11 protein-coding genes are annotated in these 13,917 nt (G+C 48.4%); 4 read left to right on the plus strand and 7 right to left on the minus strand.

Annotation, left to right across the window (positions count from 1 at the left end):
* Positions 1-206: 206 nt before the first annotated feature.
* Entirely contained in the window at positions 207-4,661 is a 4,455-nt protein-coding gene (locus ACQKPA_RS06540; protein ID WP_427490523.1) for a glycosyl hydrolase family 8, read from the minus strand.
* A 286-nt stretch (positions 4,662-4,947) separates the two neighbouring features.
* On the opposite strand from ACQKPA_RS06540, the gene ACQKPA_RS06545 reads away from it, so the two are divergent.
* Positions 4,948-5,733, plus strand: coding sequence for a helix-turn-helix domain-containing protein (locus ACQKPA_RS06545; protein WP_427491686.1), 786 nt, complete (start codon positions 4,948-4,950; stop codon positions 5,731-5,733).
* A gap of 259 nt (positions 5,734-5,992) precedes the next feature.
* Here the strand turns inward: ACQKPA_RS06545 and ACQKPA_RS06550 are convergent, their stop codons facing one another.
* The 4 genes from ACQKPA_RS06550 to ACQKPA_RS06565 all read right to left on the minus strand — a co-directional run bounded on the left by ACQKPA_RS06550 (position 5,993) and on the right by ACQKPA_RS06565 (position 9,751).
* Positions 5,993-6,703, minus strand: coding sequence for a lipase family protein (locus tag ACQKPA_RS06550; RefSeq protein WP_427490525.1), 711 nt, complete (start codon positions 6,701-6,703; stop codon positions 5,993-5,995).
* A 130-nt stretch (positions 6,704-6,833) separates the two neighbouring features.
* Positions 6,834-7,214, minus strand: a complete 381-nt coding sequence (locus ACQKPA_RS06555; RefSeq protein WP_427490527.1) for a c-type cytochrome — start codon at positions 7,212-7,214, stop codon at positions 6,834-6,836.
* 32 nt (positions 7,215-7,246) lie between these two features.
* Entirely contained in the window at positions 7,247-8,959 is a 1,713-nt protein-coding gene (locus tag ACQKPA_RS06560) for a GMC family oxidoreductase (protein WP_427490529.1), read from the minus strand.
* A gap of 30 nt (positions 8,960-8,989) precedes the next feature.
* Positions 8,990-9,751 (minus strand): gluconate 2-dehydrogenase subunit 3 family protein, encoded by a 762-nt coding sequence (locus ACQKPA_RS06565; protein ID WP_427490531.1) that lies wholly within the window; start codon positions 9,749-9,751, stop codon positions 8,990-8,992.
* Between the two features lie 125 nt (positions 9,752-9,876).
* On the opposite strand from ACQKPA_RS06565, the gene ACQKPA_RS06570 reads away from it, so the two are divergent.
* From ACQKPA_RS06570 to tatC, 3 genes are read left to right on the plus strand one after another with little or no spacing between them, the layout of a single operon-like run.
* The gene (locus ACQKPA_RS06570; protein WP_427490533.1) at positions 9,877-10,557 is read left to right on the plus strand and encodes a hypothetical protein; all 681 of its coding nucleotides are present in this window, start codon (positions 9,877-9,879) and stop codon (positions 10,555-10,557) included.
* A gap of 17 nt (positions 10,558-10,574) precedes the next feature.
* Positions 10,575-10,760 carry a twin-arginine translocase TatA/TatE family subunit gene (tatA, locus tag ACQKPA_RS06575; RefSeq protein WP_071221680.1) on the plus strand — a complete coding sequence of 62 codons (186 nt, stop codon included), beginning with the start codon at positions 10,575-10,577 and terminating at the stop codon, positions 10,758-10,760.
* Positions 10,757-11,500 (plus strand): twin-arginine translocase subunit TatC, encoded by a 744-nt coding sequence (tatC, locus tag ACQKPA_RS06580; RefSeq protein WP_427490536.1) that lies wholly within the window; start codon positions 10,757-10,759, stop codon positions 11,498-11,500. The genes tatA and tatC overlap by 4 nt, the downstream gene beginning before the upstream one ends.
* Before the next feature lie 104 nt (positions 11,501-11,604).
* Here the strand turns inward: tatC and ACQKPA_RS06585 are convergent, their stop codons facing one another.
* The gene (locus ACQKPA_RS06585; protein ID WP_427490538.1) at positions 11,605-12,399 is read right to left on the minus strand and encodes an SDR family NAD(P)-dependent oxidoreductase; all 795 of its coding nucleotides are present in this window, start codon (positions 12,397-12,399) and stop codon (positions 11,605-11,607) included.
* Between the two features lie 140 nt (positions 12,400-12,539).
* Complete coding sequence (locus ACQKPA_RS06590) at positions 12,540-13,598, minus strand: helix-turn-helix domain-containing protein (RefSeq protein WP_427490540.1); 1,059 nt, start codon at positions 13,596-13,598, stop codon at positions 12,540-12,542.
* Positions 13,599-13,917 lie beyond the last annotated feature (319 nt).

Below are 13,917 nucleotides of genomic sequence, written 5' to 3' on the forward strand. Positions count from 1 at the left end.
ACTTAAGAAATTCGCAAAGTTAAGAAGGAAGCATGATAGTTCTAATGCCTCTTATTCCTTGATAACGGTTAACAGGTTGTTAGCGAGAGCGGACTTATAAAGAGCCCGGGTGGCCCCAGGCTCTTCATTCATCTCGGTATGATTGCAGCTAGCTTTTGCGATTAATACGTGTACAGTGCTTTTGGGATGGTCATCATCGCATTACTTCATGGCTTCCCCGTCGAGACGATTCTGACATTGCTGATTTTGGACATGTTACCTGAGGTATCGTACGCAACAATAAAATATTGATACGTTGTATTCGGCGTCAAGCCGCTATCCTTAAAGTCCGTCGTATTCGACACTCCAATGACGGTATTATTCCGATAAATCTTATACTCTGATATAGCCGCATTATCAAAAGAAGGTGTCCACTTCAGTTCCACCGACGAGTCGGATACGGCAACCGCTTCTTCGATGGTTGGCTGCATAGGCGCTTCGGTGTCTGCGATGGTCGGTGACCACCAGTTACCCGAAACGACAATCATGCTTAGGAGACGCAGCGTATTTCCAAAATAAACATCTTCGTTCGTAGAAATGGAGGCATTGTGGTCCCATAATCGGTTGAGCCACTCCTGATTCGCCGGATTGATCATGGCGCTGACCATCATCGGCGCAGAAAATGAGGTGTCCGTATAATCCACAAGTGCTTTTGACCCGTCCAGCTTGTAGCCGCCATATATTTTGCCCGGATCATCCCCGGTCATTTGGCGAATCCATGACGTCATTTTATTTAGCTGCTCTTTGGCGCGAGTTTCTCCGGTCATAAGGGCGTCCGTGCCGAGCCGCCAAGGAATGCGCGAAGAGTTATAACTGAAATCCCCGTCTGTTTCAGACTCCAGGAATTCCGGATCTGCCGGTGCATAGCTGCCGTTTTTCTTCTCCACAAAGTCGGGCAGCAGCCCCGCATTCGGACTATACTTTTCGTATACTTCTTCGCTAATGGAATAGGTCTTGTCGATGACCCGGTCCCAATTGGCGTCACCGCTCGCATTTTTGAAGTCCTTCAAATGCTGAAGCATAAAATCGGAAGGACGCGTAGCACTGCCATATTTAGCATCGTCGTCGCTCACCCAATCAGCAAGCTTCAACGTCCATTCGGCGTGATTGACATCGCTCTTCATGATCGCTTCGATTACTTTTTTGGCTTCGGACAGGTAATTGATCTCACCGTCGCTTCCCCACTGGCGATCCGCAAGGAGCAAAGCGTATGCGATATCCATATCACCATCTGTGGCCGAATCAACACCCCCGACATTTACCACGGCCTGACCTGTGTCACCCTGCTTCCAAGCCATAAGCTCCGGGTTGATCTTGCTCGGATGTGCTCTGAAATATCGATATAGTCCGTCAAAATAAGCCTTGGCCTTGGGATCATGGCCCGCCATGTGTGCGGTGATCAGCATTCCGTATCCATGCGCTTCCGAAACGGTCATGGGTTGATAATTGACCTTTAGCTCCTCGTCATACTCCTCTTGAAACCAATCCCCATCGGCATACCAGACGTAGTACTGATCCGGCTCCGAAGATTGGAGATACGGCTTCTTTTTCAAATATTTCTGCTTCCATTCATCATACAACCGGGCAACGGTCGCATCCAGCTGCGCTTGTTGCATATGATTCGGCTTGATCGAGCCGGAGGTGTAGGCCGTATGCTGCGGGAATGGCTTGTAAGGCCCGGTGCCTTGCGAAGAAGGCATCGTTTTCAAGCGGATTTCTGCAGACGGCAGTGATTCAACACCTCCCACGGTGACGGCTGTCACCTTGTATCGATATTCCGTGTCGGGCGTCAGCCCGGTATCGATATAAGTCATTTCTTTAGCTGTTCCAACGTGACGATCGTTACGATAAATATGATACCGATCCGGGGCCTTGCCGGAAGGCGCTCTCCAGGTCAGGTCGATTTGAACAGGAGACACGCCTTTGCCCGCCAAACCATCCACAGCAGATGGAGGCTCATTCCCCTCGGCGTGATCCGAGGTGCTTACCGTGACTGGACTGGAATTATCTCTTCTGCCAACGGACTTGATCACCAGATTATATTGGATATCCGGATTCAATTTGTCGATAACGACACTATACTGCGACGTTCCCGACTTTACCGGCACATAGAGGCTCCAGTGCTTGCTGATCTTGTCATCCTGTTCGTAAATACGGAATCCTCTTACCTGCTCATTGCTGGAAGATGGTGTCTTCCAGGTCAACGTAGCCTTGGGACCTTGGAGCTTAACCTGTGCTCCCTCTACCGGATTCGGTTTGGTGTCTGTTCGTTTGATACCATAATGATCGTATACCTTGAGCCCATTTTTCCCGAATCCGCTCTTTCCTTCATCTTCAATAGCAGCCGTATAGGCATCGAATTTCAGAATTTGATCTGAAACCGACACATCCGTAAACATTTTTTTCTTCGGCTGGTTGTTAATCGCTGCGAAGTAGTCGTCATACGGCTCGTTCTTGTAATAGAATTTGTTTCCAAACGCGTTGGACATCAGATACACCGTTCCTTGAGGATTGACGACGTTGCCTGCTTCGTCTTTTTCCAGTTTTTTCGGATCGATGACCTTGTCCCCATACATTTGGAAGGAACGCATGTACATATGATCGTGAGCCTCGAACACCATATCGATGCCAAGCTCGTCAAAAACAGGAATCAGATTTTTTCTGTAAAATTCAACGCGATCCCCTTCCCATTGCGCGGAATTATCGCCGGCTGCATAAGGAGCTTTGTGAAGCGTGACGAACTTCCACTTCTTGTCGGTCTTCGCCACCGTGTTCCTCATCCAATCAATCTGGTTCCAAAACTGTTCATGCAGATCGTCGTCCCAATCGACGGAGCCGTCTTCATTCAGCTTGCCGTCAAACTGCGAGTTGTACACCATGTAAAGCGCATCGCCGTATTCAAAAGAATAAACCGAGCCGTCATGTGTCGCATCCACCACTTTCCGTGGCAGATTGAAATGGTTGTAAAAGTTATTGTTCGGCGTCGTGGCATCCCCGTCCCAATCCGATACTTCGTGTCCGCCCAGTACGGGTACAAATGGCACTTTCATCAGATGCTCCTGCGCGAGCCCGAGCATCCACTGCCACTGCTCCTCCAAGTCGCCATTATCGACCAGATCGCCGGCATTGATCAGAAATTTGGGGTTGCCTATATGTTCGTAGGCTTTTTTGAAGGTATCCGCCCATGGTTCAAAGCCTGATTTGCTTGAGGCCTGAGAGTCGGATCCCACGATAAAGCGATATGGCTGCGGTGTTGCCGTATCGGTTGTGAACGATCCAACGGAGCTCCATATCGAACCGTCGCCTACCCGGAATACATAATCGGTTCCCGGCTTTAATCCGTTCGCGCTTGCTTTATGGCTGAAAAACTTTTTCTTCTTTCCACTCGTTCTGTCGCTCTTGGTCATATACGTCGAAATTTCCTCCGAGGAGCCGGTGAATTCAAGAAATCCCTCTTTCGGAAACAGGTTTCCGTTTCCCGTTGATTCGGCAACCTGGACTTTCGTTCCGGCCGGCGTATCCGTGTACCAGGCGAAAGCCATGCTCGTTTTTGGATCGCCGTTCAAGGTCATGTTAATAAGTTTCGGCTGAGAGACGGCTCCTACAGTCGTAAAGCTCCACTCGATATTTCGAAGCAGAGGGGAGCCGTCTTTTCCTTGGACCGCGGTTTGGGGTATGGTAACCCTGTAGCTTTTCCCTTGACCCAATCCGCCATGCCCAATGCGTAAGGTCGTTTGGTTTATAACTTCGACGGCGAGGCCTGGAACAGGCTGATTCTGGCCATCCCGTACCGTGATGTCCTGTTTGGCCGTTACCGTGATCGGTTTGTTGAACTTAACCTCAATCGGCGTTGTCACGGCTACCTTTTCGGCACCTTGTTCCGGCACATAGGATAAGTCGATGGCAGGCTGTTCAGGCGTTGTTCCGGATATCGGTTCCCCGGTTACGCGAATGTTCCGAATTTTACTTGAACCTCCTGATCCAATGCCATTCGGATTGTCTTTGGGGTTGGTTGGCTTATTGGAGTTAACCACCCAGCGGATATACAGCATTTGCTTATCGTCTGCATTCGGCAGGGGGAGGTTATTGAGTATGCAGGATTTATTCGGACAATTGTAACTTGAAACGATGTTCATCTGTACAGTTCCTCCCGGAACGTCTGTCCATACCGTTCGGTCGGTGCTAACCTGTACTTTAAAATCGTTGGGCGCGGAACCCGAAGAGCTTTGCTCCGAGGATAGTTTGACATTCTTGTAGGCTGACGTAGGGACCATGGCCAACCAATATTTCTTGCCCTGGCCATTGTCCCAGCCCTGGTAGCTGATGTCTTGGGCTTTACTGTCGTAGTATTCAAAATACCCTCCGACCTGTTGGAGGATGGAGGAAGACATGTTGAGTCCTCCGGTTGCAGGATGGATGCCTCCTTCTCCCTTGTTCTTGAAGACCCATTCGGCGATTAAGGCTTCGGCCGCTTTCCCCGGTCCATCAGAGGCTAGCTCGGGCTTGGACGTTACGGAGTCGGCATGAGAATTTGCCGGCAATGTCCAGGGGATCAACAATAATGCTAAAAACAATAAGAACATTCGCTTTACATTCCGTCCTCTTTTCTTCTTGATTCGCATGCTTTGCAACCCCTTTCCCGTTCAATATGAACGGTTTGGCTTGGGGATTCGATACGACCCCCGCCTACTTGAATATATCCCATGTTTTCTCGGGATTCTCGCGGAATCTTATTTAAAAATGGCCATTTTCAACATATCCTGCTGTTATTTTGATTAACAATTCAACAGGCTTCGGGTACAATGAGGACATCATGACCTAGCCGGATTTCGTGAGAGGTGATTTGACATCAACTTTTTTTGCTCCGATCCCTTTTATATCAGTCGAGAGAGCAAATCCCGATCGAGTATTCCTTCATTCCACTATCACGACGCTTATGAAATTCTGTACATTGTCTCGGGCGAGCTGCATTATTGTATTGGGAGCCAGCCGTTTCAGCTCGTGGGCGGTTCTATGCTGCTCATTCGCAAGAACGACGGACACCGTCTGATCAATCCAAACGGAGCCCCATTCGAAAGAGTAACCCTGCTCTTTCAAGAAGAGTTTTTAGGCGGGTTGTTGACCGAGGATTCGTCTTTTCACCCCCTCTCCCCTTTCCAAGCAGGTTCCGGTTCCATCCGGTTAAAGGGTCAGGAGCAGGGGTATGTCGAAGGGCTTTTTGCTAAGATGGCCGCCGAATCGGCTAACGAATCTCCAGAGTCGAATTTCTATCTCAAAATCCTGTTGTCCGAGCTTTTGGTGTTCATCCACCGTATTCTGAACAGCGGTCGCCAATACATAACTATCTCTACCAACCAGGTTCATCAACGAATCTCCCATATAGCCCACTTTATCAATCACCACTACGATCAGCGCCTCACTTTAGAGGAACTCACCAGCCGATTCCATGTAAGTCCCTCCCATCTTAGCCGAACCTTCAAGGAATCGACGGGGTTTACCCTGATCGAGTATGTGAATCACGTACGGATCAAGCAAGCGTGTCATTTGTTGAAAGAATCCAATATGCAGGTTTCGGATATCGCCGAAAGCGTCGGCTTCGAGAATTCAACCCATTTCGGCCGCACGTTTAAAACCATAATCGGTCTCTCTCCCCTGAAATTCCGTAAAAATCATCAGACGAATATACAGCTGTAAACAACGTTCTGAGCAAGGATGAAATGTGGGCGCAAAGGCGAGCGCTGACGCTTGTCCGGAATCGATTCATCCTCTCCGCTACACCGTGCATATTCCTTACTTTTAGACGCAAAGAAACCGTTCTTTTGTAAAATGGAGGTGCGACCCAAACCATTAACGAAAGGAACGGTTTCTTTTGTACAAACAATACACCATGGACCAACTCTATCTGCAGTGGATGCTTGCACATTTAGTTTACATAATATTTATTATGTAATGTTCATTTTTCAGGGTGCAATTCATGGATTTTGGATATAAGATCGACTGCGTTGGTATGGAATGCTTCGTTTGAATCCGTCCAGGCCGATTTCAGAAAATAAGAGGCATGAAACCGCCATCCTTGATGATCCGGATTAAAATCCAGTTGAATCTCACGCCCCGGCCTTCCACGGTACACCCTGGAACCCGGCTTGCGCCAACTGCCAATTCTAGTGATCCTGTCCAGATTCTGACCCGTGATATATGTAAACCGGTCATTGTAAGGAATATCCTTCAAATAAAACCTTGGACATCCTACAGCAAACACATGGATTCCCCGATAATCAAACTTCTCCTCCAAATAAAGCCCTGCCTTATAAGCGATCACGCCTCCGGCGCTGTGCCCGATCAGGATCAGCTGCTCCGCACCAGCTGCATGCTCATGGATGATCTGTCCTGCATCTATAACCCGCTGAGACTGCTCTCGAACCAAGTCATAGCCGACTTGCGTAAGCTGCCGGGCCAGTAGACGGACTAACGAGGAACCCGATATGCCGTTTGCCATCCCGTACGGAAAGATCATCAAGATTTTGGCATTCGGATATCTTCGGGCAACCTCGCTTGCAGCATCTTCAAAATTATTTCGATAGGACAGGACACCGGCAAAAAAGCAAACCACCGTCCGGCACTTTATCGAACATGTGCTGTAGGAGGATACGAACGTCTCTGTCATGACTTCACAGCCCACCTCCAAAAGTGTACCATTCTTACCGCTGTAACCATGTGAGAAAACCCCCATGACCACAACGCGATTTATATCTGCATTGTAGCATGAGGGTCCTCATACTTTCATATCTTTCGCCTTATTTTTTGGCAGCCAACCATTGGGACAGCACATTAATTTCGTCTTCCGTCAGCCTGCCTTGGAATGCCGGCATTCCATTGCGCCCATTCGAAATGATACCTGCAATTTCGCTGGCATCGTGCTTGGAGCCTACATTTTGGAGGCTGGGAAAGTTTCCGCCCCCGCCTAAGTCGGTAGCATGGCAAGCCATGCAGTTGGCATTGTACAGCGTCATGGCTTCATCATTGGTGGCGTCCCCTCCGGTTGCTCCTTCCTCTGGCGCTTGTCCGCCGTTTTCTGCAGGAGCCGGAGCTGGATCTGCTGCATCATTACCACCACATGCCACCACAGCAAGAGCAAAAGTCAATAGCAATACTAACAGTAATCCTTTTCTGAACATGGTTGAAACTGCCTCCTTTTGTAAAATGCAAGCTATACTAACAGCCCGCCCTTTTTGCTGTATTCCATAATTCCATCTACGGTGCGATAAGCAAGAGCCCCGACCGTCCCGGTCGGATTATAGCCGCTATTATGAGGGAAAGCGGATGCGCCTACCACAAACAAGTTTTCCATATCCCACATTTGCATGTAGTTGTTGACGGCCGAATTGCCAGGGTTCTCTCCCATAATCACCCCGCCGGTATTATGAGTCGATTGGTATGTCGTAATTTCGTAAGGTCCCAGTTCCTTTAATTTCATGATATTCTGGCCTCCCATCTCCTGCACAATCTCCGCGCAGCGATCGGAAAGATACCTGGCCAACTGGCGATCTTGCTCTTCGAAATCAAACGTGATTCGAATCAACGGGTCTCCGAATGCGTCCTTATAGGTGGGATCCAAATCCAGGTAATGATGCCGATAAGGCATCGAAGAACCTTGAGACCCTACGGTCAGTACACTGTTGGCATACTTCAAGGAATTCGCCTTAAATTCTTTGCCCCAACGCGGTGATTCCTCCGGAACAGGATTGTTTTGAATAGGCCTTTGTCCGGTTACCGTATGGGCAATATTCCCCCCATGAATGAACTTCAGGTCCGAGTGATCGAAATTGTCGCCGTTAAAATCGTCCAAGCTCATCCCTAGGCTTCCTGCACCTGCAAACAGATTGAATTTGTCCTCAAAAAATCCGGCGGCATTCCCCTTGATGACCTGATAGGCATAGTTTTTGCCAATCACGCCCGTCCCGCTGGACGAGTCGTATGGTTTGCCGATTTTCGAGAGAAGCATCAAACGGGTATTGTTAAATACATATCCCGTCGATACTACGATATCGGCCGGCTGCTCGATTTCCTCACCGGTCGTTAAGTCCGTGTACATGACGCCCGTTGCCTTACCGCCCTTATGCAGAATTCTACGAACATAGGAATGGGTGCGGATTTCGAACTTTCCGGTTTTTTTCGCAACAGGAATCACGGTAACGACAGGATCCGCTTTCGCCCCATATTCGCAGCCAAACCGCTCGCAGTATCCACAATACTGACAAGCCGCTCGAGAAATGCCATCCGGGTTCGTATAGCTTTCCGACAGATTGGCTGAAGGAACTGTATACGGATTGAGTTTCAGGTTTTTCGCAGCATCCGCAAACATCTTCATGGATGGCGTGTGGAGCATAGGCGGTGTTGGGTAAGGATTCGAACGTTTTCCTGCCAAGGGATTTTCCTCGCCGGAGATGCCGGTCGTCTTCTCGAACTTATCAAAAAACGGCTCGAGTTGATCATAGGTAATGCCCCAGTCCTGGATCGTCATTTCCGGCGGTATCTTATCTTTCCCATATCGTTCTTCCGTCATGCTCCGGATTTTAAAATCATAGGGCAGGAAACGGAACGTTTGCCCGTTCCAATGCACGCCAGCTCCCCCAAGTCCCTCCCCTAACAGAAACGATCCATACTGCCTCATCGGCAGTGCGCGTATTTTTTCGGTGCTCCGAAATGTAATCGTTTCTTTGGAAAGGTCCTGCATCATATCGTACCGAAGCGCGTAACGGAGCTCATCGTGAGCCATGTAATAGTCTTCCGTTACCCTTTCCTTACCTCGTTCCAATCCGACAACGGATAAACCATTCTTTGTCAATTCCGAAGCGATAATCCCGCCTGCCCATCCGACGCCGATAATGACAACATCCGTTTTGGGTAATTTTTTGGCCATATGTGTTCTCCTTTCGCTATAGATGAGCTGTTATAGGTGATCCTTTAAACTCTTCGGCGGGATGACGGTGAAATTCTTCTCAATAATATTCGTGTAAGCCATTTGGTTACCCGGATATTGACGCATCACCCAGCCCTGCATGTTTTTATTGCCGCCATACAGCGGATCACTGTAGACCCCTTCCAATGTGCTGCTGCGGAGCAGGTTAAAGAACCCGCTGGCCGAGATCGTTGTCAATTTGACCTCATCGTTCTGGAAGGCAGTTAACACGGCATCCTGTTCCTCTGGTGACAGGCTAGGGAAATCTTTCTGATACTTCTTTTGGCTGTAGTTCTGAATCTCGCGGAGTCCGATGTAGAATATCTCCCGTCGTCTTAATCGGCCCTGATAACCTTGCGTTTTCTCTCCAACATAGAATGGTGGCTGCATATAATCTCTTGCATTGAACCCCCAATCACCGGCCAGCTGGTGGTCGATGAAGAATGCGGCGCCCAGCTCTTTGGCGCCCGGACCGTTCTCATCCGCAGGAAAAATCCGCTCTACGGCTGCTTCCGTGATCCTGTATTGCTCCTGGTTAAAGAACATTAATGCCTGGTTATAGTTGTTATCATTCTGCTCAGGCGCCGGTGCTGCAGGCGGGGTTTCCCGCTTCGGCAAAAGATATCCGAGTACACCGCCCAGCACGACACCTCCCACGGCATAACCGGAGTTTCTCAGAAACTTCCGCCGTGTCATCGTCTGCGAGCCGTCAGGCTTCGATGGTTTGGTTTGTTGTTCGTTTTGTTCGCTCAAACTCTCAGCACCCCTACTCTTCTTCATTTTTGAATAATGGGTATTGTCCCCATCAAAATTTCATTCATACATTATTCTCCATCCGGGCATGATAAAATTACTAACCAATATGGAGGCGAATGCTCATGAATCAATTGTGGAGCAGGTGGAAAGGTCCGATTGTGGGCTCGGCACTGCTTCTTTCTTTAACAGCCTGCTTAAATCAAAACGACAATCAACAAAACGCGCAATCCGTGGAGCAGCGTAATGGCGATGCCGTTCACTTGCACAGTACTGACGTGATCCCTAGCTATCATGGACCGAAAACCGAAACAACCAATGTCCATGGCAGTACCACAAGCGGTATGGGCATGTCCGTGTACAGCATGATCGGCTCATCCAGCCTGCATGAAGGCGGTGTCTCTTCCCATGTCCAGTCAAGACTTGCAAGTCTAGGCATTGATGGAGTGAAAGCTTTTGTCCTGAATGACACGATTGTTCTGGCGCGCGCAGAATCACAGGTTTCGTCCAACCACTATGACAGCATGCAGCAGAAGGTGTTAAGTCAGACGGAAGGAATGTCGGGCAAAGGCGAGCCGGATGAAGGAGTAAGCGGGGCAAAGACAGCGGATAACGATAATATGTCGCAAGCCAAAGAGCAAGTGAAGAACATGTTTAATGAAGAAGTGCAAATTCTAACGGTAACGAATCCTCAAGCTCCTGCGCTGATCGACCGAATTGCCTCGAAGCTGCATAATGCGCCGCGCGACGAGTCGATCGCCAGAGATATTTCGGAGCTGCTGCATATGGCATCGGATAAAAAATAAGTAAAGGAGTTGATCATATGCCTCTGGGAAACATCGGAGTGACAGGGCTGATCCTCATTCTGTTGATCGCCCTGATTATTTTCGGTCCTTCGAAGCTGCCTGAACTGGGCCGTGCCTTCGGTCGAACACTGAGCGAGTTCAAAAACTCAACGCGTGAACTGGTTTCAAGCGAAGATATCCATGATGGAGATAAATTGAAATGACCCAGCGCGAGCAGGGACAAGAACAGGAGCAGCATATAATAGAGCACTTAACAGAGCTCCGCAAGCGGATTCTCATCACATTGGGCACCTTTTTGGTAGCCCTTTGTGCCGCTTTTCTATATGTCGAACCGCTGTATGAAATGCTGACTCGCGACGTGGAGGGTCAGCTTCAGGTACTGGGACCAACGGACGTGATTTGGGTATACTTCATGATTGCGGGCGTTATAGCTCTTGCGGTGACGATGCCAGTTGCCGGATTTCAGGTATGGCGGTTCGTCGTACCCGGCTTGAGTACTATTGAGCGGCGTGCATCCCTGGCTTATATCCCTGCGATCGGAGCCCTTTTTCTATTGGGTTTGGCCTTTGGCTACTTTGTCATTTACCCCATGGTCCTGTCCTTCCTGGATTCGCTGTCGCACCATTTCATAACAGCATATACCGCCGAGAGATACTTCCGTTTTATGGTGCATATGACCGTACCGTTTGGCGTGCTGTTCGAAATGCCAGTCGTTATCATGTTCTTGACCTCGATTGGCATCCTGAATCCGCTCCGCTTAGCTAAAATGCGGAAAATCGCCTATTTGCTGCTGACGATTGCAGCCGTAACCATTACACCTCCGGATATCGTGTCGGACATCCTCGTCATTGTGCCCCTGTTCCTTCTATATGAGATAAGCGTTGGATTGTCTCGAATTGTATATCAGAAAAGACTGACCAGGCTGGAATTAATAGGTGAGTAAAAACCCGGTTCGAATCAGGGACGCTGCGTATGAATACTAAAAAAGCTTGGAGATCTCTTATAGATCCCAAGCTTTTAATATAAGCAGATATATATATAATAAGGTTAGAAAATCGTAGGCACCATTCCCCCATCCATACGGATTGGAGAACCTTTAAACGCCGATGCGTAAGGACTGCACAGGAATGCAGCCAGTCTACCGATTTCGATCGGCCTAATAAATCGTTCAATTTCAGATTGAGGCAGGTTTGTACTCATGAAAGCTTTCTCTTTTTCCGAAAAGGTCATATCTTCATTGGCGTATATACCCTCGATAATATGCTGCACGTTCTCGGAGAGCGTCGGTCCGGGCAAAATCGTATTAACTGTAACTTCGGTACCTCTCGTTAATTTGGACAAGCTTTTTGCCAAGGATAACAGCATGGATTTTGTCATGCCATACTGCGGCATTTGTCCAGAAGGCATAATGGCTTCTTCACTAGCCATGAAAATAATACGTCCAAAATCGTTCTTTAGCATGCCGGGCAAATAAAATTGGGTTAATCCGTTGGCAGCCAGCACATTTGTGCGGAAGTAAGTATCCCAAACTTCGTCGTTAACATCCTCATACTGCATGATTTCGTATATCCCCATATTGTTAACCAGAATATCCACTTGAGGGTGTTTTACAAATAAAGCCTCTCTTTGCCCGATATCCACCAAATCGGCGGTAGCATTCTGAGGACATGTATTGGGGAAATCCGACTTAATTTCATTAACGGTTCGTTGTACCTCTTCATCATTTCGTCCGTTAATGAGAACATGGACACCCTCTTTGGCAAGTTCAATGGCAATAGCCTTGCCTATCCCTTTCGTAGATCCTGTAACCAACGCTGTTTTATTGTTTAATCCCATATCCATAATTTAAACATATCTCCTTTGTGCTCTGGATAGTGTTCATATTACCTTGGATGGATAGCTGGGTAACTAGCATACCGCGCCAAAGTTCTTGTACAACACGCCAATTGCAAATAAAAATAACCTGCGCTAAGGTGTGAACGCTATGAATCCATTGTCAGCATTTCCTGTCGATGTTCGGATAGCGAATGACTACTACTGAAATGTTCAGTGCGCCAATTTGATGGAGTATCACCTTCCCAAAGACGGAAAGCTCGGTAGAACGAGTTCTGATCTTCATATCCAATCAAAAAGGCAACTTCTTTGATATCGAGCGAGGGGTCTGCCAAGTACTCGATGGCCTGCTCGTGTCTTGCTTGTGTCAATAATTGCTTGAAGCTTGCATTTGCATCCGTCAGCCTGCGCTGTAACGTACGATCACTCATATTGAGCTCCTTCGCCACTGACTGAATGTCAGGGCGCCCTCCTGTGAGACTGCGTTTCATGATCCATTTGACCAGGTCAACAATGGAGCGGCTGCTCTGTAGTTCATCAAGCGAACGGTCCAGAGCGGGAGTCAGAATCTCCAGCAATTCTTCGTTATGCGAGATAAAAGGGCGGTCCAGATCTCTTCGATAGAGCGTTAATCGGTTACGGTTTGCGCCCATACGGATGCGACAGCCAAAATAAGCTTCAAGAGTTTGTACATCACCCATAGGCTGCGAGAATTCAACCAATTGCGCGGTCAGCGGCTGACCTGTGCCCCGTCGTCCAAGCTCCAAAAGACATGCCAGTGTAATACCAACAAGCAGCCCCGGACCAGATTGCTCGCCTAGATTCAGCCATTCCAGCTCGATGCTACAGCGTTCGCCCTCCTCGGTGATGAGCAAGCCTTCGGGTGGACATAGTTGCTTATACCGAGCCATTCGGTTTAAAGCATCCCGATAGTCACGAGCGTGGTAAGGCGCTAAGACGGTCGGCGGATACTTCGCCGTTTCAAAGACGGTCGCAAGCTGGATGATGCCTTGGGCAGTGTCCCCCATGAGATCGGAATAGGCCTGCCAGATTGCGAAATATTGGGCAGTGGTGACTTCGGGTCCAGTTATGACGGTGAGCGGCAATTCCGCTTTGCGAGCCACGTCAAGAGCGGATATCCCTAATTGATGTATTCCTTCCCATAATCCCGGCGGGATTTTAATTCGGTCAGAAGTATAAGGCTTCATATATAAGGCTCCTTTGACTACGGTTTATGATAATTCTAGAACGACCCATATGGGTATCCTTTAAAAGAAAGAAATCCTCATGCTTGACTCCCTACATACGATAGCTTGCTGAGCCAGCATTCGAAACGTTATTATACCGCAAAATCATGACTATTGCAGACCATATAAGTGCTATGATCGTTTTACCCTGTTTCATCCGTTTTCTCCTCCCTCACTTGACGAGTGTAAAAGAGCGGCATCAAGATCAAGTGGAGATAAAAACAACATCATTAAAACAAAGCGCAGAACCGAGGTTCTACGCCTTTATTCCAATCCTCAA

It is taken from the genome of Paenibacillus sp. NPDC093718 (assembly GCF_050279985.1).
Taxonomy (GTDB): Bacteria; Bacillota; Bacilli; order Paenibacillales; family Paenibacillaceae; genus Paenibacillus_AQ.